At 68.9% G+C, this 25,334-nt stretch carries 19 protein-coding genes; 9 read left to right on the top strand and 10 right to left on the bottom strand.

Annotated elements, in window-relative coordinates; genetic code table 11:
- The first annotated feature begins 180 nt into the window (after positions 1-180).
- From BJEO58_RS03520 to BJEO58_RS03510, 3 genes are read left to right on the top strand one after another with little or no spacing between them, the layout of a single operon-like run.
- Positions 181-717, top strand: a complete 537-nt coding sequence (locus BJEO58_RS03520; protein WP_101587764.1) for a TetR/AcrR family transcriptional regulator — start codon at positions 181-183, stop codon at positions 715-717.
- 27 nt (positions 718-744) lie between these two features.
- Entirely contained in the window at positions 745-1,755 is a 1,011-nt protein-coding gene (locus BJEO58_RS03515; protein ID WP_373270400.1) for a dihydrodipicolinate synthase family protein, read from the top strand.
- On the top strand, positions 1,752-2,525 hold the full coding sequence (locus BJEO58_RS03510) for a YggS family pyridoxal phosphate-dependent enzyme (protein ID WP_101587762.1): 774 nt from the start codon (positions 1,752-1,754) through the stop codon (positions 2,523-2,525). The genes BJEO58_RS03515 and BJEO58_RS03510 overlap by 4 nt, the downstream gene beginning before the upstream one ends.
- An 86-nt stretch (positions 2,526-2,611) precedes the next feature.
- Here the strand turns inward: BJEO58_RS03510 and BJEO58_RS03505 are convergent, their stop codons facing one another.
- The gene (locus BJEO58_RS03505; RefSeq protein ID WP_101587761.1) at positions 2,612-4,138 is read right to left on the bottom strand and encodes a flotillin family protein; all 1,527 of its coding nucleotides are present in this window, start codon (positions 4,136-4,138) and stop codon (positions 2,612-2,614) included.
- A 155-nt stretch (positions 4,139-4,293) separates the two neighbouring features.
- Positions 4,294-5,334: a GAF domain-containing protein gene (locus tag BJEO58_RS03500; RefSeq protein ID WP_101587759.1), complete on the bottom strand. Its 1,041-nt coding sequence runs from the start codon at positions 5,332-5,334 to the stop codon at positions 4,294-4,296.
- Positions 5,335-5,514: 180 nt separating this feature from the next.
- On the opposite strand from BJEO58_RS03500, the gene BJEO58_RS03495 reads away from it, so the two are divergent.
- The gene (locus tag BJEO58_RS03495; RefSeq protein ID WP_101587757.1) at positions 5,515-7,365 is read left to right on the top strand and encodes an NAD(P)/FAD-dependent oxidoreductase; all 1,851 of its coding nucleotides are present in this window, start codon (positions 5,515-5,517) and stop codon (positions 7,363-7,365) included.
- Between the two features lie 3 nt (positions 7,366-7,368).
- Here BJEO58_RS03495 and BJEO58_RS03490 read toward each other — a convergent pair whose 3' ends face one another.
- The 5 genes from BJEO58_RS03490 to BJEO58_RS14900 are packed head-to-tail and all read right to left on the bottom strand — an operon-like array spanning position 7,369 to position 13,316.
- Entirely contained in the window at positions 7,369-7,761 is a 393-nt protein-coding gene (locus BJEO58_RS03490) for a fluoride efflux transporter FluC (RefSeq protein WP_101587756.1), read from the bottom strand.
- On the bottom strand, positions 7,758-8,219 hold the full coding sequence (locus tag BJEO58_RS03485) for a fluoride efflux transporter FluC (RefSeq protein ID WP_101587819.1): 462 nt from the start codon (positions 8,217-8,219) through the stop codon (positions 7,758-7,760). The genes BJEO58_RS03490 and BJEO58_RS03485 overlap by 4 nt, the downstream gene beginning before the upstream one ends.
- Positions 8,220-8,255: 36 nt before the next feature.
- Positions 8,256-10,022 carry an ABC-ATPase domain-containing protein gene (locus tag BJEO58_RS03480; protein WP_101587754.1) on the bottom strand — a complete coding sequence of 589 codons (1,767 nt, stop codon included), beginning with the start codon at positions 10,020-10,022 and terminating at the stop codon, positions 8,256-8,258.
- Between the two features lie 10 nt (positions 10,023-10,032).
- Positions 10,033-12,255: a sensor histidine kinase gene (locus tag BJEO58_RS14905; RefSeq protein ID WP_180951809.1), complete on the bottom strand. Its 2,223-nt coding sequence runs from the start codon at positions 12,253-12,255 to the stop codon at positions 10,033-10,035.
- A 5-nt stretch (positions 12,256-12,260) separates the two neighbouring features.
- The gene (locus BJEO58_RS14900; RefSeq protein ID WP_180951808.1) at positions 12,261-13,316 is read right to left on the bottom strand and encodes an uS8 family ribosomal protein; all 1,056 of its coding nucleotides are present in this window, start codon (positions 13,314-13,316) and stop codon (positions 12,261-12,263) included.
- Positions 13,317-13,535: 219 nt separating this feature from the next.
- Between BJEO58_RS14900 and BJEO58_RS03460 the strand changes: the two genes are divergently transcribed.
- From BJEO58_RS03460 to BJEO58_RS03450, 3 genes are all read left to right on the top strand, one after another.
- Complete coding sequence (locus BJEO58_RS03460) at positions 13,536-14,249, top strand: response regulator (RefSeq protein WP_257904197.1); 714 nt, start codon at positions 13,536-13,538, stop codon at positions 14,247-14,249.
- A gap of 127 nt (positions 14,250-14,376) precedes the next feature.
- Positions 14,377-15,954 carry an acyltransferase family protein gene (locus BJEO58_RS03455; RefSeq protein ID WP_101587748.1) on the top strand — a complete coding sequence of 526 codons (1,578 nt, stop codon included), beginning with the start codon at positions 14,377-14,379 and terminating at the stop codon, positions 15,952-15,954.
- Between the two features lie 232 nt (positions 15,955-16,186).
- Positions 16,187-18,139, top strand: coding sequence for an HNH endonuclease signature motif containing protein (locus BJEO58_RS03450; RefSeq protein WP_101587747.1), 1,953 nt, complete (start codon positions 16,187-16,189; stop codon positions 18,137-18,139).
- A gap of 92 nt (positions 18,140-18,231) precedes the next feature.
- Here BJEO58_RS03450 and dapA read toward each other — a convergent pair whose 3' ends face one another.
- Positions 18,232-19,233: a 4-hydroxy-tetrahydrodipicolinate synthase gene (dapA, locus tag BJEO58_RS03445; RefSeq protein WP_101587745.1), complete on the bottom strand. Its 1,002-nt coding sequence runs from the start codon at positions 19,231-19,233 to the stop codon at positions 18,232-18,234.
- A 72-nt stretch (positions 19,234-19,305) separates the two neighbouring features.
- On the opposite strand from dapA, the gene BJEO58_RS03440 reads away from it, so the two are divergent.
- Both BJEO58_RS03440 and recQ read left to right on the top strand, forming a co-directional pair.
- Positions 19,306-20,202, top strand: coding sequence for a LysR family transcriptional regulator (locus tag BJEO58_RS03440; RefSeq protein ID WP_101587743.1), 897 nt, complete (start codon positions 19,306-19,308; stop codon positions 20,200-20,202).
- Positions 20,203-20,245: 43 nt separating this feature from the next.
- Positions 20,246-22,327, top strand: a complete 2,082-nt coding sequence (recQ, locus tag BJEO58_RS03435) for a DNA helicase RecQ (protein WP_246076016.1) — start codon at positions 20,246-20,248, stop codon at positions 22,325-22,327.
- A 105-nt stretch (positions 22,328-22,432) separates the two neighbouring features.
- On the opposite strand, the gene amaB is transcribed toward recQ, so the two are convergent.
- Both amaB and BJEO58_RS03425 read right to left on the bottom strand, forming a co-directional pair.
- A complete protein-coding gene (gene amaB, locus BJEO58_RS03430; protein ID WP_101587742.1) occupies positions 22,433-23,965 on the bottom strand; it encodes an L-piperidine-6-carboxylate dehydrogenase in 1,533 nt (510 codons plus the stop codon).
- Positions 23,966-24,081: 116 nt separating this feature from the next.
- Entirely contained in the window at positions 24,082-25,329 is a 1,248-nt protein-coding gene (locus BJEO58_RS03425; RefSeq protein WP_246076015.1) for an NAD(P)/FAD-dependent oxidoreductase, read from the bottom strand.
- Between the last annotated feature and the right edge of the window lie 5 nt (positions 25,330-25,334).

Raw genomic sequence — 25,334 nt, 5'->3', positions numbered from 1 at the left:
CCGTCTTCATGGCGAGATCGGGCACGTGCCTCCTGTCGAGTTCGAAGTAGTCCACGCGCAGCTGCCTGCTCGGGCGTTGGCATCAATTTCCAGATAGAAATCCCTCTACAAAACTCGGGGCTTGACACCGAGTGTGAATATCCTTTCGCTGGTGCGCGAGATCGACGTAGCATCGCACGCATGGGCCGTCGTGAGCAGATCGTCGAATGCATCCTGCTGGTCGTTGCGGAGAGTGGGCTCAAGGGCCTGACGCATCGCGAGGTCGACAAGCGTGCGGGACTCGCGGAGGGCAGCACGGGAAACCTCTTCCCGCGGCGGGACGACCTCATCCGCGCGATCCTGCGACGCCTCGAGGCGCGCGATGTCGCATCGTTCGCAGAGGCGCACGGGTCGCGCGCTTCGTCGCCAGATGAGCTCGCCGCACTGCTGGCCCACGGCCTGGAGCAGATGCTCTCGCCCGAGGGCGAGACCCTGACCCGGGTGCGCTTCACGATGATGCTCGCGTATCCGCAGGCGACGGAGCCGTTCCATACCCGGCTGCTGCGCACCCTCGAGAAGGTCATGGCGCGTGCCGGCGTGGACGACGACGTCGAGGAGCGGGCCCGCGCCGTCTCCTCCTGCTTCGACGGATTCCTGTTCCATGCCCTCTCCGTCGATCCGCGTCCCGTGGATGCGCAGGCGGCGGCCCGCGCCTTCCGTGTCCTGCTGAGCGGCTGACGGCCGTCGCACCGATAGGAGAACGACATGACCTCGGACCCCTCCACTCCACCGGCCGAGTCCGCGGGCCGTCCACAGGACGGGCGGGCTGCCGCTCGCACTGCGGGGCCTGGGGCTGCCGCTCGCCCGGCGGGGCCTGCCGACGTGGTGTCGGGACTGAGCGCGTTCCCCCTCACACCGATCCACGACGGTCGGATCGATGAGGCGGCTGTCGTCCGGATCATCGGGCGGCTTGCGAGTGCGGGCGTCGATTCGATCGGCGCGCTCGGGTCGACGGGGTCATATGCCTACCTGACACGCGAGGAGCGCGCACGGGTCGCCCGGCTGACGATCGAGCACGCAGGGGACGTCCCGGTGATCGTGGGCATCGGTGCGCTGCGCACCGAGCACGTGCTCGAGCTGGCAGACGACGCGCAGTCCGCCGGTGCGGCCGGGGTGCTCCTGGCACCGATGACCTACCAGGCGCTCACACCCGACGATGTGTACGGACTCTACGAGGACGTCACAGCTGAGCTGTCCGTCCCGCTGGTCGTCTACGACAACCCCGGGACGACGCACGTGGCGTTCACGGACGCGCTCTATGCGGCGATCGCCTCCCTGCCCCATGTCGCCTCGTTCAAGATCCCGGGTGTGCCGGAGGATCCCACCGAGGCGCGGGACCGCGTCGCACAGCTGGCCGACATCCTGCCCGAGACAGTGGGGCTGGGTGTCTCCGGCGATGCGTTCGGCGCCGCAGGACTGCTGGCGGGCTGCGATGCGTGGTATTCCGTCCTCGCCGGCACGCTGCCCCATGAGACGGCCGCGATCGCACGTGCGGCACAGGCGGGAGACGCTCCGGAGGCTCGGCGCAGGAGCGATCTGCTCCGGCCCGTGTGGGATCTCTTCGCCGCCCACGGCAGCCTGCGGGTGGCTGCATCGATCGCTGAGCACCTGCGCCTCGCGGAACGCCCGAGCCTGCCGCGCCCCGTGCGCGGACTGACCGACGCGCAGCACGCTGAGGTGGCGACCGCTCTCGGCACGGTGGGACGTGCACCGTGACGGAGAGAGGCGATCAGGGCTCCGCCCACCCGCGTGCGGAGACCGTTGACGATTTCGTGGCCAACCTGGCGGACGTGCGGGCCCGCATCGACGGGGCGGCGGCACGCAGCGGACGTGACGGCCGTGCTGTGAGGCTGCTGCCCGTGAGCAAGACGGTGCCGCAGGAGCGCATTCGACTGGCCGTCGCGGCAGGCTGCACACAGCTGGGGGAGAACACGGTCCAGGAGGCGGTGCGGAAGCACGGGGAGATGTCCGACCTCGACGTCGACTGGGCGGTCATCGGACACCTCCAGCGGAACAAGGCACGGGATGTCGCTGCATTCGCCGCGGAGTTCCATGCTCTCGACTCGCTGCGCGTCGCGGAGGCCCTGGATCGCAGACTGCAGGCGGCAGGTCGTGGGATCGACGTGTACGTCCAGGTCAACACGTCTGCGGAGGAGCAGAAGTACGGCCTCGACCCGGAGGCGGTGCAGGGGATGCTCGAGACGCTGCCGCAGTTCAGTGCCCTGCGCGTGCGCGGTCTGATGACGCTGGCGGTCTTCACGACGGACACGGCCCGGGTGCGGGAGTGCTTCCGTATCCTGCGGACCGTGCGCGATCGGGCACGCGAAGCCGATCCGGCACTCATCGGACCGGGAGAGCTGTCGATGGGCATGTCAGGGGACTACGAGGCGGCAGTCGAGGAGGGGGCCGACGTCGTGCGTGTCGGGCAGGCGATCTTCGGAGCCCGCACGACCCCGGATGCGGACTACTGGCCGGGACTGGCCTGAGGCCGGTCCCGACCGATCCTTCGGAGGATCAGTCCTCCGAAGGATCAGTCGTCGGACAGGTCAGTCCGCCCCAGGCCTCCGACACATCAGTCCGCCGCAGGATCGGCTGAGTCCGCCGACGGTTCGGCTGACTGAGCCGAGGTGGACGGTGGCGTGGGTGCTGCCGTGGCGGTCGCTGTGGGTGTCGCTGTGGGTGTCGGGCGATCGTGCGCGGACCCGTCACTGCGCGCCTCCATGGCGCCCTGGAGGAACTCGCCCAGGTCCAGACCCGTCGTCGACTTGAGCATCTCGATCGTCTCCCGCATGCCGACGGAGACGTTCTTGCTGAGCTTCGCCTCGCCGTCGGAGGAGACGACGGAGAGGGATTCGATGTTGCTGTACGGTGCCGCGAGCTCGTGCGCGATCTTCGGCAGCGCCTCCAGGATCTGAGAGAGCACGGCTGCTTCATTGAACTGCTTGTACGCCTCTGCCGATGCGAGGACCGCCTCCGCTTCTGCCTTGCCCTTCTCGGAGATCGCGCTGGCTTCCGCCGCACCCTGCAGCTTGACGGCCTCGGCCTCGGCGCGCCCGCGTTCGGCGATCGACAGCGCCTGTGCGCGCGCATCGATCTCGAAGGCACGCGCCTTGTTCTCCGATTCCGCCAGCTCAGCCTGTGCGCCCTGTTCGCGCTTGTAGCGCTCTGCGTCCGCACGGCGCTCGGTCTCGTACCTCTGCGCGTCGGCCGGCTTGCGGACCTCGCCGATCAGCTCGCGCTCGCGGAGGTCGTTCTTCTGCTCCGCGATCTTCTGCTGCTCGTCCAGGATGCGCTGCTCCTGCTCACGGCTCGCCAGTTCCTCGGCGGCCGATGCCGCAGCACGCTGGACTGCGGTCTCGCGCTGGATCTCCGCATTGCGCAGGTCGACGGCCTTCTGCGACTCGGCGATATCCTGCCGGTCGCGGTTCTCCGACTCGGTCGATTCGCGCAGGGACTCGGACTCCGCGATGCGCGCCTTCTTCGCGACGAGTGCGGCCTCGGGACGGCCGAGGTCGCGCAGATAGTCGCTGTCATCCTCGACAGAGATGATCTGGAACGTGTCGATGACGAGGCCCTGATTGTTCATCGAGCCGGCGGCGTCGTCCTGCACCTGGGAGGCGAAGCTCGCACGATCCCGCAGCACCTGTTCGACGGAGAGCGTGCCGACGACCGCGCGCAGCGTGCCGGAGAGGATCTCCTGGCAGTACGACTCGATGCTGTCCTGCTGGTCGAGGAAGCGCTGAGCGGCTTTGCGGATATCGCTCATCTGCTCGCCGACCTTGATCTGGGCGACGCCCTTGAGCCGGAGGAAGATGCCGTTGAGGGAGTAGCCCTCGACCTCCACCTGGATCTGGCGGGAGCTGAGCGACAGGACGTGCGCGCGGTCGAAGAGGGGGCGGACGATCGCGCGTCCGCCCACGACGATCCGCGCGCCGTCCTTGAGATCGACGTCCCCCTTCTTCGCGGGGGCGCGTCCCGTGATGACGAGGGCTTCGTTGGGTGCCGCGACCCGGTAGGCGCGGATGAATGTGATGAGCGCGATGAGCGCCACGATCGCGAGGACCGCGATGATCACGCCGGTGATGAGGACGGACTGCACGAGTGCCCCTTCGGATCGGTGGATGTTCCTCCGAGCCTATACGGACGAGTCGCCCAGCTCGCTTCTGACGTCCACTCTCTTCCGACGTCCACTACTCCAGTCGGCGCACCGGCGAGAACGACGCCCTCATGGGGGACCAGCAGCCACCCATCGGCTCAGACCGTGTAGCGAAGGTCCACGATCGCCGGCACGTCGGAGTCCGGGAGCAGCTCGAACGCCTCGTCGGCTATGAGGAAGTCGACACCGGCCCGTTCGTGGTCTGCGAGCGCGTACGGCTGCGTCGAGATCGTGAGGCCGGTCGTGCGTCGGAGGCGAAGGATCTCACCCCGGACGGTCGCAGCGGCGGAGGGGTCGTCGTACAGGGCCTCGGCGAGCGCGCGTGCAGTCCACGCCTCGCGGGAGGCGAGCAGCGCCAGCAGCTCCGCACGTCTCTGGGTCAGTCGGATGCGCACCCCGTCGGCGCGGACGATCTCCGGGCGGTGTCCCAGGAGGCGGATCACCGGGGCTGATCGCCCGGTCTGTGACGCATGGTGCGATGGCACCCTCGCGGGCAGGAGCGCCTCCGCCAGCCTGACGCCGCAGCGGACCAGTGCCGCGCTCTCAGCGGTGGCGAACCGCACGGGGAGGGACACATCGAGCACCCCGATGATGGCCCCGTCGGAGTCCCGGATCGGAGAGGCGGAGCACGTCCACGCGTGATGGGCCCGGACGAAGTGCTCCCCGGCGGTCACGTGCGTCATGCCTCCGGTCTCCAGTGCGCGGCTGATTCCGTTCGTCCCGATTCCCGACTCCGACCAGTCCGCACCTTCCGCGAACGCGATCCGGTCGGCACCGCGCATGGCCTGCGCGCTGCCTGCCCGCCACAGCACGACGCCGTCCGCGTCGGAGAGGACGACGAGGTGCCGACCCGCCGCCGAGGTGTCTGCCACCGCCTGCACGACCTCGCCCGCGATCCACCCGACAGGGCTCCGGTCGCGTGCCTGCTGCAGGTCAGCGTCGGCGAGGAACCTGCTGGGCATGTCCTGGTCCGGGCGGACCCCTGCCTCGCCGCTGCGTCGCCATGCGGCGAGCATCTGGGGATCCGCCCAGGGATCCGCCCAGGAAGGTGCCATCGCCCGGGAGAAGACCGCGTCGTGGGCCGCGACGGTGCGACGCGCGAACGCGGTGGGGTCCGTGAACCTGAGAGACGGATGCAACGCCTTTGCCACCCCCTTGCGGTGAGACTGTGGAGCACACTCGGACTGTGACGCACGTCATGGTCAGGGACCACCGACGGTACAGGACGCAGCAACCCGCACGACCCTGCAGACACGACTGTGGTCACTGCAGCAGGACACTCTGCTCACAGCAGCAGGACATGGCACGAAGGAGTGGACATGACCGACACACGGACCGACGCACGCACCGAGATCCAGGCGGACGCCACCGGCAGCAGCACCGGCAGCGGACCGTCGACGGCCGCGCAGGAATGGCTCACGGCATTCGACGCTGCGCTCACGGCTCCGGACCCGGCAGCCGTGGCCGAACTGTTCGAGGAGGACGCGTACTGGCGAGACTTCGTGTCCTTCACCTGGAATCTGCGCACTCTGGAAGGCCGCGGCCAGATCCGCGACATGGTGGCGGCGACCGCCGAGCACGCGGGACCCTCCGGGTGGGCACTCGCAGAACCTGCGACCGAGGCCGATGGAGTGGTCGAAGCCTGGATCACCTTCGAGACCCGCGTCTCCCGCGGCTGGGGGCATCTGCGGCTGCGGGACGGAAGGGCCTGGACGCTTCTCACGACGATGCAGGAGCTCAAGGGGTTCGAAGAGAAGACGGGCCCCCGTCGCGAGGCCGGCGTCGATCATGTCATCACGAAGGGACGTCGGACGTGGAGGGAGGCGCGTGAAGAGCACCGGGCACGCTTCGGCATCGAGGAACAGCCGTACGTCGTGATCGTGGGCGGCGGTCAGGGCGGCATCGGACTGGCTGCGCGGCTCAAGCGCCAGGGCGTGCCGACGATCGTGGTGGAGAAGAACGATCGTCCCGGTGACTCGTGGCGCAAGCGGTACAAGTCGCTCCACCTCCACGACCCCGTCTGGTATGACCACATGCCGTACCTGCCGTTCCCCGACGATTGGCCGGTGTTCGCGGCGAAGGACCAGATCGGGGAGTGGCTCGAGCACTACACCGGGATCATGGGGCTCGACTACTGGTCCGGGACGGAGTGCCTGGGAGCGGAGTTCGACGAAGCGGACGGCACCTGGCGGGTACGCGTGGACCGCCGGGGAGAGGACGTCGAGCTGCGTCCCACCCACGTCGTGTTCGCACTGGGCGTGTCCGGCTACCCGCATACCCCGGAGTTCGACGGCGCAGACACGTTCGCAGGCGAGCAGTGGCACTCGTCGGAGTTCTCCGGCGAGGGCGACTTCGCGGGGAGTCGCGCCGTCGTCATCGGCTCCAACAACTCCGCCCATGACATCGCAGCGGCGCTGTGGGAGAAGGGCGCTGAGGTGACGATGGTGCAGCGTTCGTCGACGCACATCTCGCGCAGCGAATCGCTCATGGATCTGGGGCTGGGGGACCTCTACTCCGAACGGGCGCTGGAGAACGGGGTGACGACGGAGAAGGCGGACATGCTCTTCGCCTCGTGGCCCTACAGGATCCTGCCGGATGTCCAGATCCCCGTCTACGAGGCGATGGCGGAGCGGGACAAGGACTTCTACGCCGCGCTCGAGGCCGCAGGGTTCGACCTGGACTTCGGAGAGGACGGCTCCGGTCTGTTCCTCAAGTACCTGCGCAGGGGGTCGGGCTACTACATCGATGTGGGTGCCTCACAGCTCCTGATCGATGGACGGGTCGCGCTCGCCCGCGGTCAGGTGGCGCAGATCGAGCCGGAGGCCGTCGTGCTCGAGGACACAACGCGCCTGCCCGCGGATCTCATCGTCTACGCGACGGGCTACGGGTCGATGAACGCGTGGCTCGCGGATCTCGTGTCACCGGAGGTCGCCGACCAGGTGGGCAAGGTATGGGGCTTCGGCTCCGACACCACCCGGGACCCGGGACCGTGGGAGGGCGAGCTGCGGAACATGTGGAAGCCCACCAACGTCGAACAGCTGTGGATCCACGGTGGCAACCTCCACCAGTCGCGCCACTACTCGCGGTACCTCGCGCTGCAGCTCAAGGCGCGGATGGAGGGCATCGAGACACCGGTGTACAGGCTCCAGGAGTCGCACCACACCCGGTGACGGTCAGGTGACGAGCGAACCCGCCCACATCCCCAGCCCGGCGGCCGCAGCACCTGCGAGGAGAACGCCGATCGCGGTCGCTGCGGCTGCCGTCCACCGCTGGGCCTGGCCCAGGCGCACCGCTTCGACACTGGCCGTCGAGAACGTCGTGAAACCGCCCAGGAAGCCCGAACCGACGACAGGCTCCCATCCAGCGGGGAGCACTGAGGAGATTGTCAGGCCCACGACCACCCCGAGCACCAGCGAGCCCGAAACGTTGATCATGATCGTGGGCCACGGGACGGGGGTGTCCCCGCGATGCTCCGACCCCGATCGGATCATGCCGTCGAGGAGGAGCCGGCACACGGCACCCAGGCCGCCTGCCAGAGACGTGAGGAGCAGGAGGTGAAAGGTCATGGGCCGGCACCTCCGGCCTCGGGCGCGGGATGTGTGCCCTGGTCGGGCCGCCGGCCCCTCGTCGCGCACGCCACTCCTGCGGCTGCCGCGAGGAGCCCGAGGACGACGCTGCCGAGGCCGTAGAGGGCGGCGATCCCCGTCCGCCCCTCTGTGAGGAGCAGGACGGTGTCCAGCGACAGGGCACTGTAGGTGGTGAATCCGCCCAGGAAACCGGTGCCCAGCAGCAGGCGGAGACGACGGGGCGTGCCGGTGTCGGGGCCTCGGCGGATGAGTGTCTCGACGAGGAGGCCCAGCACGAAGGCGCCGATGACATTGATCCCGACGGTCACGGCGGGGACGCCTGCGACGAGCGGCAACGCACTTGTGAGGCTCACGCGGGCGCCCGTTCCCGCGGCTCCGCCGAGGAAGACGAGCGCGAGGGCCCCGGGGCGCCGGTGGAGTGGTGTGCCGCTGGTCATCGTGCCGGCCCCGGGTGCCACAGCGTGTGACAGGAGTCAGCCACGGATGCGCAGTCCGCGATAGCGGTTGACCGCGGCGGCGACCTCCTGCGGGCGCGGCCGGGCGAGGTGACCGGGATGGCCGGGGTGCGGCGACAGGGCGTCGAGGCCGCCGTCGTCGATCAGACGGTCGAGCGCGGCGACCGCGTCGGTGAGCGTCGTCTGGGCATCGATCGAGTCCGCCAGGCGCTCGAGCGCGTGTGCGATGGCCTGCGTCTGCGCGGTGTCCACCAGCTGGAGGACTGCGGACAGGTCGATGTCGTCACGGCCGTACTGGATCGTCGCGCGTCCTCGGGCGCGAGCGAACTTCCTCTTGTCGGCGGGCCGGAGGCTGCCGGCCTCGGGCACCCGGGATGCGACCGCGAAGTGCAGCCGCGGGTGAGACTGATCGGGAGGGTCCTCGCAGCCGGCGCTCGCCCCGTCCTCGCGCACACTCGCGTCGTTCTCGCGTGCAATCGTCCGGGCCTGTTCGGTCACGTCGTCCGGGACATAGGCATCGAGCGCGATGACGTGGTCCGCGACGTCGAAGAACGCTCCCGAGCCCCCGGCGACGAGCACCGTCGACACTCCGCGTTCGTCGTGGAGGGCGCGGACGCGATCGACGAACGGGGTGATCGGCTCGCGGTGCGCCGGGATGAGCCTGCGCATGCGGTCGTCGCGGATCATGAAGTTCGTCGCCGACGTGTCCTCGTCGATGAGCAGAGCGGACGCCCCCGCTTCGACCGCCTCGATGAGGTTCGCCGCCTGTGACGTCGACCCGCTCGCGTTCGTGGTGGTGAACGTGCGGGTGTCCGCTCCCGATGGCAGGTCGTTGATGAAGGGGGAGATGTCGACCGAGGCGGTCGAGCGGCCGTCCTCCGCACGGATCGCCACGGCGTCCGGCCGGGACAGCACCCACTCCCGGCCGTCGCCGGAGATGTGCGGGTAGACGCCTCGTTCGATGGCTCGCAGGAGTGTGGACTTCCCGTGGTATCCGCCGCCGATGATGACTGTGATCCCCTCCGGAACGCCCATGCCCGATACACGCCGTCCGCTCGGCAGGTCGAACGAGGTCTTCAGGACATCGGGGGACCGGAAGGGGACGCCGCCGTCGGTCAGCGGCAGGTCCGAGTCCCCGGAGCGCCGGGGGAGGAGCGCGCCGTCAGCCACGAACGAGACGAGTCGTCGGCTCTTCAGCTGCGCCCGGAGGTCGAGCTGGTCCCGGTACAGGGTGACGTGTGCTCTGAGTGCGTCGAGGTCCAGCGGGGCGACGAGTGCGTCGAGGACGATCTGCGGCAGCTCCTCACACAGGAGACTCGCCGCTCGGCGGCCCTTGATCCTGCGTCCAGCGGCAGGGAGGGCGACTGTGATCCGCATGTCGACCTCGGCGTCGGTGAAGACGACCGAGGTGCGCTCGAGCACCTGCTGACCGGGAGTGCCGATCAGGATCGGCGGCGGTGTGTCCCGGTCCGCGCGGCGGGGACTCGACGAACCGCCGCCCAGCCGCGCTGAGGCGGCCCGGGCGAAGGCCCGGGTGAGGAAGTCGCCCGCTGCGATGCGGCCGGCGCGGTCCGCGAGCAGGTCGTCGGGAATGCCCGTCTGCACTCTGTCGAGGCGCACGCGCGTGAGGGACGGCGGGGCGAAGGGATCCACCTGCACCCGATCGACGTCGAGCGCGGCGTGTCCGGAGCTCCCGGGAAGCAGCAGGGCGTGCGTGCCCCTGATCCGCTTGTAGTCGCCGTATCCGCGACCGTCCAGGGATGTGAGGAGCTGTGCGAGATCCATGGGCACGACGCTACAGCGTGGGCAGGCGCGCGTGCACGGTGAAGCCCCCGTCAGGACGCGGTCCCGCGTCGACGGTCCCTCCCAGGGCCGCGGCGCGTTCGCGGATGCCGGCAAGCCCCAGGCCGCCGCCGCTCCCGGGAGGGAAGGCGGACGCCGAAGACTGCGGCCCTCGGACCGTCTGCGGCCCTCGGACGGAGGGTGCTGCCGTCGAGGGGCCGTTCTCCACCTCGAGGGTGATGTGGAAGGCGCTGAGCCCGAAGACCACGCTGATGTCGGCACCCGGTGCGTGGCGCACGGCATTGCTCAGTGCCTCCTGCAGGATCCTGTAGGCGGTCAGTCCCGTGGCCGTCGAGACGCGTGGAGCCGTGGCCTCGAGGAAGGCGGCTGCGTCGGAGCGTGCGGGAACGGAGGTCGCCGAGGCGTCTGCTGCGGTTCCTGTGTTCGTCTCTGTGCCTGTGTTTGTCTGTGTGCCAGTCTCTGGTGCTGATTCCGTGTCTGTGCTGACGGTGATCGTCGTTCCCGACCGACGGGTGGCGTCGAGGAGGTCGGGAACATCCAGGAGCGTCGGCTGTGGGACCAGGGGTGCGTCACCGGACCCGCGCAGGATCGTGAGCAGGCCCCGCATCTCGTTGAGTGCCCGTCTGGACGAGTCTGCGATCGAGGCGAACTCCTGGGCGGAGTCGTTCCCGATGTCGGGCAGGCGGTACTCCGCGGTGGTGGCCTGCACGCTGATGACGGACATGCTGTGGGCGACGACGTCGTGCAGCTCTTGGGCGATTCTGTTCCGCTCCGCCAGTTCCCGCCTCTGGGCGGTCTGCTGTGCGCTCGCCTCCTCCGCGTCACGAAGCCGTGCGCGGCTGCGGGCCAGCTGGCGGATGCTGATGCCGAGTGCCACCAGCCCCGCGGACACCGGTCCGGCGATGAGGACGCTGTCGATCGCGCCGGAGGCGCCGTCTGTGCGCAGGAGGAGGACTGCCAGGACCGATGCCGCGATTCCGGCGAGCCATGCGGCGATCGCGTACGGCCACGGGCGTCGCAGGGCGAGCACGAGGACGAGCAGGCCGGTGGAGATGAGCGTCGTGACCGGCCAGGGCCAGGGCAGGCCCAGCGCGCTCCCCGTGGCCCACGCCATCGCGAAGATCGCCGCGGTTCCTCCGATGATGCTCACGACCGGCCAGCGGACGGCGGTGACGAGGGCGGCGCTCTGGATGAGCGCGACGACCATCGAGAGGACGACGGGGACTCCGTAGACGACGGCTGTCACCGGCCACGACACCGCCACCAGTACAGCAGCGGCGAACCCTGCGGTCAGCCAGGCCCACGCTTGTGGACTGTGTCTGTGCGAGCCGGGACTGTTTTCGTACGAGCCTGGGCCGTGTTCGTACGAGTCAGGGCTGAGTCTGTACGAGCGTGGGCTCTGGTCGTGCGGATCTGGGCTCCGGTCGTGGGAGTCGGGGCTGTGGCCGTGCGGATCAGGGCCGTGACCGTGTGGGCGAGCGCTGGGGTCGTGTGGGTTCGCAGGCGGCGGACCGGCAGCACCGGGCGCGGGACCGGGGCCTCCCTCGCCCGAGCCGAGCGCACCGGCGGTGATCACCGCGTCGAGACGAGCCAGAGCGTGGATGACAGCCGGCAGAGAGAGCAGGAAGAGCGCACCGAGCACGACGTGCGACAGCGCCTCCAGCGCGAAGCTGTCCGTGACGGACGACGGAAGCACGTCGTCGAAGAGTGCGGCGAGGAGGAGCTTCAGTGCTCCCGATCCGTCATCGGGGAGGAACGCGCCCCAGATGACGTACGTCAGCCCGGATGCGGCGGCGACCGACCACGACACCGCGACGGTGAAGGTGAGCATCCTCAGAGGCAGGGCGATGATGGTCTCGAACACGAGGTCGAGCCACAGTCGCGGGTCCGCGATGGACTTCACCCAGCCGGTGACACCCGGCTGGGGCGGTCGGTAGTGCGCGGGTGCGGACGGCATGCCCCAGTGACGGACACGCGCTCGCGACAGCTGCGCGAACCCGCGCGCGATGGTGAGAGTGAGCGGCAGGAGCAGTGCCCCCACCCAGATGACGAATGTGCCGATCGACAGAGCGAACAGCGGTACCAGGACGATGAAGCCGAACAGTGAGATGAAGAGGCCCGGCAGGACGTAGGCGTAGTCGCGTCCGAGTCGCTGCGGGGAGAAATAGCCCGGGCGGTGCGGGGTGGCCTGCGGGGCTGCGGTCTCGTGGGTCATTGAGATCACTCTCTCGTATCTGCGGGCCGCGCACCATGGAGTGCGGCGGCGGGGTGAGGTGCAGGGCGACGTGCAGTGGAGGGCGGGACGGAATCCGCGGATGACTCCACGCGCACGACGGCGGGATGTACGCGGACGAGGACGAGCACCCCTGCAACAGCACCCGTACCGGTGAGGATGAGGACGAGAACGACGAGGAGCGGCATCGCCGTGCCCTCGCCCAGCACTGCGGCACCGACCAGGACGGCGGTCAGCGGATCCATGACCGTGAGGCCTGCCAGCACTGTCTCCGGGGGGCCACTCGCGTACGCGGTCTGAACGATCCAGATACCCACGACCGAGCCGGCGAGGAGCCCGATCAGCAGGACGATGTGCACGGGTGCGACGGAGTCCAGCATCGCGGAGAGCCCCGTCGCGGATCCGGCGAATGCGTGCAGGAGAGCGTGGGCGCCCGCTGCGACGAGGCCGAAGAGGACACCGGCCGCCACGACGCGGGTCGCATGACCGACGGCGCTCATCGCGACCACCGCGCCGAGCCCCGCGATGCCGAGGAGCAGGAAGGCGAGGGTGACGAGCTCGGATGCGGCGGCTTCGGGAGCGGTCGACCACTGAGCCGAGACCCCGACGAACAGGCCGGTGGAGAGCAGGGTGAGGCCGATGCCGCCGAGGACACGCGGGTTGCTGAGGACATGGCGGCTGCTGCTGAGGACACGGCCCTCTTCGGAGATCCGGCGGCCCGACGACCGGACCGGCCGCACGGCGCGGTTCCCGAGGACCACCGCGGCGACCAGCGACAGGGTGCCTATGGGCTGGACGAGGGCCACCGGAGCCAGCCCCAGGGCGACCATGTTCAGCCCAGTCTCCAGAGTCAGCAGGCCCAGCCCCAGGACCCAGAGGGGACTGCGGAGGAGGCGTATGAGGCGCCTCGGCGACGGTGGGGCGGCACCGTCCATGACCGTGGATGAGACTGCGGCACCGGCGACTGCCCGGTGCTGGAGGTGGGTCCCGACGGCGAGGCAGAGAGCAGCGATGACGGCGATGCTGATGGCGAAGGTGGACATGACGGTGAGCGTGGCGGTGAGGTCGTCGACCCCGCGTCACCCTGGAGAGTGAACCACGGTGGCACCTGCGAGGGACGCGAGGACCAGCGGCAGAGGATTCTGCTGGACTACGCTCGAGGGGTGGCCCCGTCATGGAGAGAACCGAAGTCGAGTGGAGGAATGACCCCGTCGACTGACAGCACCGAGACCGCTGACAGCACTGTGACCACTGAGAGTCCCGTGAGCACTGAGGGTCCTGAGAAGACCGGTGCGCCGGGCGCGACCAGCGACCGACCGATCCGCGTCGCCATCGTGGACGATCAGGCGATGGTGCGACAGGGGTTCGGCGCTCTGCTCGATGCCCAGACGGATATGACCGTCGTCGGCAGCGCCGGTGACGGCAGTGACGCCGTCGACCTGGTGCGGCGGACCCATCCGGACGTGATCCTCATGGATATCAGGATGCCGCGGATGAACGGTCTCGAGGCGACGAGGGCTGTGAAGGCGATGCCCGGGCTGGGTCACCCGCGGATCATCATGCTCACGACCTTCGACGCGGACGAGTACGTCTTCTCCGCACTGCGTGCAGGTGCCAGCGGCTTCCTTCTGAAGGACGCCACAGCGGACGACCTCGTCTCCGCTGTGAGGATCGTGGCGGCAGGAGAGGCGCTGCTCGCCCCATCGGTCACGAGCAGGCTCATCGCGGACTACGCATCCAGACCCAGCGCCCCGCGGCGGACGGAGGTGCTGTCGCCGCTGACGGAGCGGGAGATCGAGGTCATGGAACTGGTCGCGACCGGGCAGTCCAATGCGGAGATCGCCGGCGCGCTGTTCCTTGCCGAGCAGACGGTGAAGACCCATGTGTCACGGATCCTCAGCAAGCTGGCACTGCGTGACCGGACCCAGGTCGTTGTCGCGGCGTACGAATCAGGGCTGGTGAGCCCGGCAGGGTGAGCGGCTGGGTGGTTCGGCTGGATGAGTGGAGTGCAGTCTGACGTAGGGGTGCGGAACCGCTCCACAGGGTGACGCGGTCGGCACAGGCGGCGACCTACGGTCCTCGTGATCGACACGAGGAGGCACCATGTCAGCCCTGATTCCCCTGCCGCAGCCCATCTCCCCGGCAACGGGAGGACCGAAACCGCCGATTCCACCCGCGCCCCCGCAGCGCAGCACAGACCGAGGTGCCGGCCGGACCCGTCGCATTGCAGTCCACAGCGCAGTCGGCGGCGCAGGTCGCTCGCAGACCGTCGATGTCGTGCGGGCCGTGTGCGTGCTCATCGTGGTGATGCTGCATGCGCTGATGGTCGGCGTGGAGAGGTCGGCGGACGAGGGCCTCTCCACGCGGGTCGCGCTGGCGGGCACGGAGTGGTTCGCGCCTGCCAGCTGGCTGATCCAGGTCATGCCGCTGTTCTTCATCGTGGGCGGTTTCGCCTCCGCCCAGCACTGGCGACGCGTGCGGAGTCGGACCGGTACGTCGGCAGAGTTCATCCAGAGCCGCGTTCGGCGTCTTGCACTCCCCGCTGCGGCGATGATCGCGGCGGTGGGGGCGGCGCTGGCGCTGGCGGACGGGCTCGGTGTCGATGCGGCACTGCTCGCGGAGGCGCGGCTGCGCATGGCCCAGCCCCTCTGGTTCCTCGCGGTCTACATGGGTGTGACGGCGATGGTGCCGATCATGATCCGGCTGCATGAGGTGCGGCCCGTGGCGATACTGCTCGGCCTGGGGAGCGGAATCGTGGTCGTGGACGCTGTGCGCCTGACCGTGGAGCTTCCCGCTGTCGGGTACGTCAACCTCGTCTTCGTCTGGCTGTTCATGCAGCAGCTGGGGTTCCTGCTGAGCGATGGGCGGGTGGAGGAGTGGTCGAGCGGCCGGGCGCGCTCAGGGCCGGGGGCCGGTGGGAAGGGTGCATGGAGGATCCGAACGGGTGGGGTTCCTCGAGGAGTGCTGCTGAGCGTCTTGGCGCTGGGGCTGCTCGTGGTCGCGGTGACGAAGGGGCCGTTCTCGGCGGACATGCTGGTGAACCTCAACCCGCCCACCACCGCGCTCGCACTGCTGGGGGTGGCGCAGTTCTTCGCGCTGAGTGCCGTCAAGCCGTCGATGGACCGGTGGTGTGCGATGCGCGCCCGATCCGTCGCACGGGCGGGATCCGCTGTGAGCGCCGCGTCGATGACTCTCTACCTGTGGCACATGCCCGTCATCCTGGCGCTCGCCGCTGGCATGTGGGCGGTGGATCTGCCGCTGCCGGCACCGCACTCCGGGGCCTGGTGGCTGACCCGCATCCCCTGGCTCGTCGCGCTCGCACTCGCGCTGGGAGGCGCCTACGCGGTGCGTGCGGCCCTCACCCGTGTGCGGCAGTCAGCTGTCGCGAGTGTGACGTCCGGGCGTGGGTCGAGCTGGCGCACGTCGATCTGGCGGAGTGTGTTCGGGCGCGCGGCCACCTGGCGGTGGGCGCTCGGGCGGTCGACCGCTGTGTGCGAGTCTTCGCCTCGGAAGAGGCCTGCGCACGGATTCACCGGCGCGGGACAGGCGGCTTCGTGCGTGCTGGCGGCCGTGGTCGGAGTACTCATCGTTCTCTTCCGCCTCGGTGACGTCGTCCCAGCGACGCTGCTGGCCCTCGCACTGCTCACCCTGAGCGTCTGGCCCGTCTGGCCGAGTCGGTGAATGGCCGCGCCGGTGAATGGCCGCCTGCTTCGTCGTTGCTGGTGACCGGGGTGAACGAGGTCAGCGACGAGTTGTGTCCGTGCCTCATCGTAGTGTGGGGCCCATCACATCGAAGGGGATGTGCGCAGGTCGCAGAGGCAGGCAGCAGAGGCAGGCAGCAGAGGCAGTCGGGGTGTGGCGAACGTGCTCCGCGACATGCGGCGGCCGATGGAGAGTCCCAGGAAGGACGGCAATGGCACAGGTACTGCGGGGGCGAGCAGGGGAACTGTTCTATGCCTGCGCTGCGGATGTGCGTGCTGCGCTCGCCTCCGCAGGCGTGCCGTCCAATGCTCAGCTCTTCGCGGAGCTCGCACAGGAAGAGGCAGAGCGCTCAGCTCGGTCGTCCGAGGGGCCGGACCTTGACATCGACGCAGATCTCCCGCTCCCCGTCGACTGCTTGGGAGAATGGGCCCAGATATCGACCGCGTCCAGTCGGCTCCGTGCGGTGCAGATGCACCAGCTTGCCCGCTTCGCACTCGTCCGGATCCTGCGGCGGGACGATGGTGCAGGTGCTGTGGACGCGGTGCTCCGGTACGGCGACGAGCCTCGCCGCCACCAGGGGGCGGGTGGCGATGCAGTGACGATGCTCCCGCTTGAACCGCTCGTGCAGGTCCTCGAGCGGCTTACGGAACCCGAAGACTATCTCAGCCTCAACGCGACGATGCGCACACGGTTGGGGACAGCTCGGCGGGAGACGGGCCGAGCTCTCGCCGCATTCCTCGGTCTGCCGCGGACGCTGGAGGCGACTGTGGCCGGCGCCGTACCCTTCAACCGGGTCGACCGCCTGTTGCACAGGGTGGTGAGCGCTCAGCTCACGATCGGTCAGATGAACGCGGTTGATGAGATGGCCGCGAGGATGCGCCCGGAGATCTCGCTCGACCAGTTCGAGCGCCGTATCCGTGAGTTCATCCGCAAGAGCTTCGACCCGCCCGTGCGGTCACCGGAATCCATCCACAGGGATCGTGGGCTCCGCCTCGTCCCGGAGGCGGATGGGAGCGGTGCGCTCGTCATCCGCGGACCGCTTCTGCCCCTGACCCTGTCGTATGAGCGGGTCCGGGCCACGGCGCGGGCGATGCGGCGCCAGGAGTTGGCGGGCCTGGACGTCGACGCAGGTGGGAGGGACCGGGGTGATTCTGAGGGCGCATTGCAGACTCTGGACGACAGGACGATCGAGCAGTACATGTTCGACCTCGCGGTCGGGGCGGTCCCCCAGACCGAGGCGCGACTCGTGCGAGTGGCCCCCGACCAGAAGCGTGATGTCGACGGACGCGACGAGGCGACTTCAGACTCGGCGATTTCGGACTCGGTGACGTCGGGCGACGCGACGTCGGGCGGTTCGGCCGCGGAGGACGCCCAGCAGGAGAGCTTCATCGCCACTGTCGCGTGTCCCACGGACGGGGCATGGCTGCGCAAGCAAGCGGCGGTGACGGTGACGATGTCACTGTCGACACTCATGGGACTGAGCGATGAGCCCGCGACCCTTGACCATTCGACGCCGCTCCCAGCCGAGCAGGCCAGACAGGTCGCCGCGAAGTCGACCGTGTGGCATCGGATCCTCTACGACCCGGCCACCGGGACGATCACCGATGAAGCGACCAGAACCTATACACCGACCGCGGCGATGAGACGGGCGGTCGAACACAAGTGGCGATCGTGCATGGCACCGGGGTGCACTCGATCCTCGACGCTGTGCGAGATCGACCACTGCGAAGCGTTCTGCCACGACGAACCGGGAAGGGGTGGGCCTACGCACCCCTGCAACCTCATACCGCTGTGCGTCATGCACCATCAGCTGAAGACGAACGGCGTGATCCGTCTCAGACGCGTGAGTGGGGACGAAGTCGAATGGATCCTGCCACTCGGAGTGGTGACGCGCACTGTCGCGCCTCCTGCCGATCCGGGTCCTCGGCAGCAGAGCGTCGCGGAAGAGGTCTTCGGTGTGCGTCTGCGGTCTGCAGACTTCTCCGGGGCTGCTGTAGAAGAGCTGCTGCACGGAGCGCACCCTCGCACGGATCTGTTCGGCGGCACGGTCATCACCGTGGTGATGCCCAAGACTGCTGATGCCGTCGACACTGCAGATGCCGTCGACGAGAGCGACGACTGGCCAGGTGAGGTGGTCGTCGATGACGATCCACCGCCGTTCTGAGAACCGCTCTGACGATCGTTCTGTGTCCAGCCGCCCGTGGATCAGACTCCGGCGGCTCTCATCCTCCGACAGTTCTCACGCCTCGTCGACTTTCACATTCCGGCAGCGACTGCCAGTGGACCGGGCGAGTCTGCTGCGGCCGGTGATGCGGCTCGCCGGGGATTGGATTCGGTGGCGGAGGCGACTGGACGCGTGACGCCGGCCTGGACGAGCGCCGCAGCGACCTTCTCCCGGTCCGCCTCGGGCCCTGGGACCAGCGGTCGACGAACGGTCGGGTGGCGGATGACGCGGAGCTCGTGCAGGGCGGCCTTCGCCATGATGGCGCCCTGCGACGTCTGCATGATCGCCTCCGTCAGCGGCGACAGTGCCGTGTGGATGGCCCGGGCGGTGCTCAGATCGCCTCCGGCGACTGCACGGATGAGGTCCGCGTTCCGATCAGCCGTGACGTTGCCGACGACACTGACGAGTCCGGTGGCGCCGCTTGCCAGATACGGCAGGTTGAGCTCGTCGATACCGCAGTAGTAGGCGAGATCCGTGCCCGCCATGACTGACATGGCCTCGAAGAGGTCCCCCTTCGCATCCTTGACCGCCCGGATGCGCGGGTGCTGCGACAGCTGGACCAGGGTCGCAGCCTCCATCGGAGTTCCCGTTCGGCCGGGGATGTCATAGAGCATGACCGGCAGCGAGGTCGCGTCGGCGACATCGCTGCAGTGGGCGATGATCCCGTCCTGCGTCGGTCGTGAGTAGTACGGGCAGACGAGCAGCAGGCCGTCAGCACCGGCTTCTTCAGCACGCTGCGCCCGTTCGATGCTGGTCACCGTGTCGTTGGTTCCGATGCCGACGACGATCCGGGCGCGGTCGGCCGCGCGGTCGCGGACCAGGGTGATGAGCTCTGTGAGCTCGGGGTCTGTCAGCGTCGGCGCTTCTCCCGCTGTGCCGGCGACCACGATCCCGTCGCATCCCGTGGCCACCAGGTGGTCCACGAGTCCCGTGACGCCGGGCTTGGACACGCTTCCATCAGTCTCCATGGGTGTGACCATGGCGACCAGGTTGGTTCCGAAGCACTGGGCGGGCGAGGACGGGGGGAGAGTCATGCGTTGATCTTCGCGCGTCCCGAGCGTGCGGTCTAGCGATGCTTCTTCACGTTCATTGCGTAGCATTGCTTCATGATCGATGTGACTGCACTGCGAGCCCTCCGCTCGGTGGCCTCCCATGGAACACTCGCCCGCTCTGCCGAGGACCTGGGCTTCACCGCCTCGGCCGTATCGCAGCAGATCAAGCGGCTCGAACGACAGCTGGGTGCGGAGGTGCTCGCCGCGGCGGGGAGGGGAGTGGTGCTGACCCCGGCGGGTCAGGCCGTCGTCGACTCATCCCCGGACGTCTTCCAGGCGCTCGAACGCTGCCTCGAGGCGGCGCGGTCGGTGGCGGAAGGCACCCCCAGCGGCGTGATCCGTGTGGCCGCCTTCTCCACTGCGATCCGCGGACTCATCGGTCCGGTGCTGCCCGCCCTGACGCGCTCGTGCCCGGAGCTGAGCGTTCGAGTCCTGGAACAGGATCCCGACCAGGCCCTCCAGAGCCTCGATTCCGGCACGGCCGACCTCGCGATCGTGCATGATGCCGACGGCCTGCCGGTGACTGCACCGGACTCGATGACGCGTGAGCTCGTGCACAGCGACCTCGGTGACGTGATCATGCCGGAGGACCACCGGCTGGCGACCCTCGGACGACCACTCACCAGTGAGGACTTCACCGAGTGCACGTGGGTGACGAGTCCTCCTGGAACTGTGTGCCACCAGTGGTTCTGGCGTGTGTTCGCAGGCTCGGCGGTCACCCCGGATGTCCATCATCTCGTCGATGACTTCGCCTCGCAGATGGCGCTCGTCGACGGCGGCGGCGTGATCGCACTCATGCCACGGCTCGCGCGCCCGCCTCTGCGTGACGGTCTGGTGTCCGTTCCACTGCTCCGCCCCCCTCAGCGCGAGGTCCATGCAGTGTGGCGCAGGAGCGCTGACGCGAGCCCTGCCATCCGCGCGGTCCGGACGCAGCTCGTATCCGATACCTGAGCGGGCTCCGATGATGTCCGACCGGCGCTCTAGGGTGGAGCACATGGAGGACCACCAGACCACTGACGCACCCGCCGGACCCGTTCCGCTCGACGGCTGGGCACCACCGCTCGACGAGCCTCCGTACGATCCGGAATACGATGATCCTCCTCCGGAGTTCGACGGCCCTCTTCGCGGGTACGACGGCTCGACCACGCAGCACGCCGCGCCGCAGTCCCCGGACCTGACGTCGGTCGACCGCGATGCGGGTGTCTCCACCGCCTCGGCGACGTCGTTCTCCGACGGAACCCCGCTGAGCGTCCTGTCACAGGTCTTCGGCTATGACGAGTTCCGCGGCGAGCAGGCGGCGATCATCGACCAGATCGTGGCCGGGGGAGACGCAGTCGTCCTCATGCCCACCGGCGGAGGCAAGTCGCTGTGCTATCAGATCCCCTCGCTGCTGCGGGAGGGGACGGGCGTCGTCGTCTCGCCCCTCATCGCCCTGATGTCCGATCAGGTCGCCGCATTGGAAGCAGTGGGCATCCGGGCGGCATTCCTGAACTCCACGCTCGAGCCGCACGAAGCGCAGGCCGTCGAGCAGCGCCTCCTCGCGGGTGAGATAGACCTGCTGTACATGGCCCCGGAGCGACTGGTGCTCCCGCGCACCCTCGACCTGCTGCAGAGGGCGCGGATCGCCCTCGTCGCGATCGACGAGGCGCACTGCGTCTCCCAGTGGGGGCACGACTTCCGTCCCGACTACCTGGGTCTGTCCGTCCTGGCGGACGCCTTCCCGGACGTGCCCCGGGTCGCTCTGACGGCGACGGCCACGCGCGAGACGCACCGGGAGATCAGCACCCGCCTGCGGATGGAGGAAGCGGAGCACTTCGTCTCCAGCTTCGACCGGCCGAACATCCAGTACCGGATCGACCCGAAGGACCGGCCGCGCGATCAGCTGCTGCGGTTCATCTCCGCGGAGCACGACGGGGATGCGGGCATCGTCTACTGCATGTCCCGCAAGAGCGTCGACACGACGGCGCAGTGGCTGAATGAGCGCGGTGTGACGGCGCTGCCGTACCACGCCGGTCTCGACGCCCGCGTGCGGCACACGCACCAGGAGCGGTTCCTCCGCGAGGAGGGCATCGTCATCGTCGCGACGATCGCCTTCGGCATGGGCATCGACAAGCCGGACGTGCGGTTCGTCGCGCACCTCGACCTTCCGAAGAGCATCGAGGGCTACTACCAGGAGACCGGCCGCGCGGGGCGTGACGGGCTCCCGTCGACCGCATGGATGGCCTATGGCCTGGGTGACCTCGTCAATCAGCGACGGTTCATCGATCAGGGGGACGGCAGCGACCAGTTCAAGCGCAATGCGCGGACCCACCTCGACGCGATGCTGGCGCTGTGCGAGACGGTCACCTGCCGGCGTGTCCAGCTGCTGCGGTACTTCGGCCAGGATTCGGAGGCCTGCGGCAACTGCGACACCTGCCTGACGCCCCCCACCACATGGGACGCCACCGTTCCCGCGCAGAAGCTGCTGTCGACGCTCATCCGGCTGGACCGGGAGCGGGGGCAGAAATTCGGCTCCGGTCAGGTGCTCGATGTGCTGCTTGGGCGGGCCAACGATCGATCCACCCAGTTCCGTCACGATGAGCTGAGCGTGTGGGGGATCGGCCAGGATCTGTCGGAGAAGCAGTGGCGGAGCGCACTGCGCCAGCTGCTCGCACGGGGGATCGTCGAGGCCGAGGGCGACTACGGCGTTCTGGTGCCCGGCCCCGAATCCGGTCCCGTTCTGCGCAGTGACGTCACCGTCGAACTGGCTGAGGACCGATCACCTCCGTCCCAGTCGTCCGGCCGATCCCGGTCCGGCGGCGGGGGGTCTGGGGGATCCCGCAGCCGAGCCGCCGATGCGCTCGAGCCGGCCGCGCGCGAGGTGTTCGAGGCGCTGCGCGAGTGGCGGACATCAGTGGCCAAGGAGAAGCAGATCCCGCCCTACATGGTGTTCTCCGACGCGACGCTCGTCGCCATCATCGACACGAACCCCACCTCGATCGGTGCGCTCGGCACCGTGAGCGGTGTGGGCGCGAAGAAGCTCGCCGAGTACGGAGAGCCGGTGCTGGAGACGCTCGCGGAGGCGACCGGCGGCTGAGCGCCGCGCCGGTCGTCTCCGCGAGCAGGCTCCTGCACCTCATGCGTGCCAGCTCTCTTCACGCATGCTCTCCCCACGCATGCTCTCCCCACGCACGCCCTCACCTCACAGGAACTCGACTCCCTGCGCCAGCGGCAGCTCGCCGGAGTAGTTGACGGTGTTCGTCGCCTGGCGCATGTAGGCCTGCCAGGAGTCGGTGCCGGACTCGCGTCCGCCGCCGGTCTCCTTGTTGCCGCCGAACGCGCCGCCGATCTCTGCTCCCGACGTCCCGATGTTCACGTTCGCGATCCCGGTGTCCGAACCCGCGAGGAACCTCTCCGCCTCGCCCAGATCGGACGTGAACACGGCAGACGACAGGCCCTGCGGCACCGCGTTGTTGAGCGCGATCGCATCATCGAGATCGTCGTACTCCACGACGTAGAGGATCGGTGCGAACGTCTCGTCGTGGACGATCTGAGTCTGCGAGGGCATCCGCACCACCGCGGGCTCGACGTAGAACGCTTCGGGCCCGTCCTCTGCAAGCACCCGAGCACCTCCGCACAGGACTTCTCCGCCCTGTTCCTCCGCCGTCGCCAGTGCCGCCTGCATCGATTCGAACGCGCCCTGACCGACCAGCGGCCCCACGAGCACGCCGTCGTCCAGGGGCGAGCCGATCGTGAGCGTCCCGTACGCCGCGACGATCTTGTCGACGAACTCTGAGGCGACCGACGAATGGACGAACAGTCGCCGCAGGGTCGTGCAGCGCTGGCCCGCAGTGCCCGCGGCCGCGAACACGACACCGCGCAGCGCCAGATCCGCATCCGCGCTCGGCGCGACGATCGCAGCGTTGTTGCCGCCCAGCTCCAACAGGCTGCGTCCGAACCTCTGCGCGACCCGCGGCCCGACCTCGCGGCCCATCCGCACGGACCCGGTCGCGGACACCAGCTCGACGCGCGGATCATCCAGCAGGATCTCGCCGACGCTGCGATCGCCCACGAGCACGTGGTTCACGTTCGTCGACTGACCGCACTCCTCGAACGCCCGCGTGAGCAGCGCATTCGCACCCAGGGCCGACAGCAGCGCGAGCTCTGACGGCTTCCACACGACTGGATCGCCGCACACGATCGCGAGCGCGGTGTTCCACGCGTACGGGGCGACCGGGAAGTTGAACGCGGAGATGATGCCCACGACGCCCAGCGGATGCCACGTCTCCATGAGGCGGTGCCCCGGCCGTTCGCTGGGCAGGGTCTTGCCGAACAGCTGCCGTGACTGGCCGACGGCCAGTTCGCAGATGTCGATCATCTCCTGCACCTCGCCCGCGGCCTCGGACGGGGTCTTGCCCGCCTCGACGGTCACCAGCGCGGCGAGGTCCTCCTTGTGCTCCGCGAGCAGCCGGCCCCACCGCTGGACGACCTGCCCGCGCACCGGTGCCGGAACGGACCTCCATTCCGCGAACGCGGCATGCGCCCGTCCGATCGTGTCGGCAGCGGACTCCGGAGTGTCCGACTGGGCCCACCCCAGCTCCTGCCCGGTGATCGGGCTGCGCAGCTGGACCCCCGCGGCCGAGGCGCCGGTCGTGATCGCGTCGAGGTCCAGTCCGCAGCCGCTCAACCCTCTGCGCGTCAGGTCGCGGATCTCGTCCTGTGTGGGAAGCGTCATCGTCTCTCCTTCTCTCGTGCCTGTGCCGTCTGTGTCATGCCGTCTCAACCGTTTCGCCGCGTCTCATGCTCGCTGCGTCTCATGCTCGCTGCGTCTTATGCTCACTGCGTCCACCCTCACACGATCGTGAGCTCCGTCCGGAGCTCGCCGGCGGTGAACCTGTCGAGGCTCAGCCCCCTCACATCGACGAACGGCTCGCGGTCGAGCACGAGGTCGCGCACCACTTCGCCGACCGCCGGCCCCTGCAGGAACCCGTGACCCGAGAAGCCGCAGGCGTAGTGGAAGCCCGCCACCTCAGATGACGAGCCGATGAGCGCGTTGTGGTCCGGCGTCACCTCGTACAGGCCGGCCCACCCGGCCCGGACCTCGACCTCGTCCAGATCGGGGGCGCGCGCCTCGATGAGGTCGCTCAGGTGCTCCAGCCAGCACGGGTCCGAATGCAGGTCGAACTCCCATGTGTCCTCCGTCTCCGGCGCCCCCATGAGCAGCCCGTCTCCTTCGGAGTGGAAGTAGAACGAGGTCGAGAAGTCGATCGTGAACGGCATCGCGCGCGTATCGATGTCGAGCGGCTCCGTGATGGCCACATGGCGCTTCAACGGCCGGATCGGCAGGTCGATGCCCACCATGTCGCCGATCGCCCCCGACCAGACGCCCGCGGCGCAGACGATGTGATCGGTCTCGATCCGCTGCTCGGTGCCGGTGGCCGGGTGCTGGTCCGCGGCGCTGGCCTGGGCCACCGTCACGGACGCCACTCGACCGTCGACGATCTCGATGTCGGTGGCCTTCGCCTTCGTCGCGATCCGTGCTCCGGCGCGCCGGGCCTCGTGTGCGAATGCGGCGACGGCCGCCTCCGGCGTGCAGTGCGCGTCGTCCGGATTGAACACGGCTCCGATCAGGCCGTCGGTGCTGATCACAGGAGAGAGGGCATGCGCCTCCTCGACCGTGAGCATCGTCGTCCGCAGCCCCAGCGAATTCTGCAGGGCGACGTCCTGCTCGAAGCGCGCGACGTCCGCCTCATCGCTCAGGAGGAACAGATAGCCGGTCCGCAGGAGATCGAGCTCATGGCCCCGTTCGTCCTGCAGCCACGCGAACGTCTCGAGACTCCGCGCTCCCAATCGGATGTTCGCCTCATCGGAGAACTGGCTCCGCAGCCCTCCTGCCGCCTTCGACGTCGAGCCGGCGCCCAGATCGGACCGCTCCAGGACCAGCACACTCCGGCCGGCGCGAGCCAGTTCGTACGCACTCGCGAGTCCTATGATCCCGCCGCCGATCACGATGACGTCCACACGCTGCGGCAGCTCCGTCCTGCTCGCGCACGCGGCACCGGAGGATCGCTCCGTCTTCGTCGTACCAGTGGGTTCCACGTCCA

Origin of the sequence: Brevibacterium jeotgali (assembly GCF_900169175.1) — a bacterium.
GTDB classification, from domain to species: domain Bacteria; phylum Actinomycetota; class Actinomycetes; order Actinomycetales; family Brevibacteriaceae; genus Brevibacterium; species Brevibacterium jeotgali.
The sequence above is the reverse complement of the archived record's forward strand: the minus strand, read 5'-3'. Positions and strand labels throughout refer to the sequence as shown.

Excerpts from the sequence above, each read along its gene's own strand:
- BJEO58_RS03490 (WP_101587756.1), bottom strand. The coding sequence starts at position 7,761 with ATGACCTTTCACCTCCTGCTCCTCACGTCTCTGGCAGGCGGCCTGGGT.
- BJEO58_RS03440 (WP_101587743.1), top strand. The coding sequence starts at position 19,306 with ATGATCGATGTGACTGCACTGCGAGCCCTCCGCTCGGTGGCCTCCCAT.
- BJEO58_RS03480 (WP_101587754.1), bottom strand. The coding sequence starts at position 10,022 with ATGGATCTCGCACAGCTCCTCACATCCCTGGACGGTCGCGGATACGGC.
- recQ (WP_246076016.1), top strand. The coding sequence starts at position 20,246 with ATGGAGGACCACCAGACCACTGACGCACCCGCCGGACCCGTTCCGCTC.
- amaB (WP_101587742.1), bottom strand. The coding sequence starts at position 23,965 with ATGACGCTTCCCACACAGGACGAGATCCGCGACCTGACGCGCAGAGGG.
- BJEO58_RS03495 (WP_101587757.1), top strand. The coding sequence starts at position 5,515 with ATGACCGACACACGGACCGACGCACGCACCGAGATCCAGGCGGACGCC.
- dapA (WP_101587745.1), bottom strand. The coding sequence starts at position 19,233 with ATGACTCTCCCCCCGTCCTCGCCCGCCCAGTGCTTCGGAACCAACCTG.
- BJEO58_RS03455 (WP_101587748.1), top strand. The coding sequence starts at position 14,377 with ATGTCAGCCCTGATTCCCCTGCCGCAGCCCATCTCCCCGGCAACGGGA.
- BJEO58_RS14900 (WP_180951808.1), bottom strand. The coding sequence starts at position 13,316 with ATGTCCACCTTCGCCATCAGCATCGCCGTCATCGCTGCTCTCTGCCTC.
- BJEO58_RS03520 (WP_101587764.1), top strand. The coding sequence starts at position 181 with ATGGGCCGTCGTGAGCAGATCGTCGAATGCATCCTGCTGGTCGTTGCG.
- BJEO58_RS03450 (WP_101587747.1), top strand. The coding sequence starts at position 16,187 with ATGGCACAGGTACTGCGGGGGCGAGCAGGGGAACTGTTCTATGCCTGC.
- BJEO58_RS03485 (WP_101587819.1), bottom strand. The coding sequence starts at position 8,219 with ATGACCAGCGGCACACCACTCCACCGGCGCCCCGGGGCCCTCGCGCTC.
- BJEO58_RS14905 (WP_180951809.1), bottom strand. The coding sequence starts at position 12,255 with ATGACCCACGAGACCGCAGCCCCGCAGGCCACCCCGCACCGCCCGGGC.
- BJEO58_RS03515 (WP_373270400.1), top strand. The coding sequence starts at position 745 with ATGACCTCGGACCCCTCCACTCCACCGGCCGAGTCCGCGGGCCGTCCA.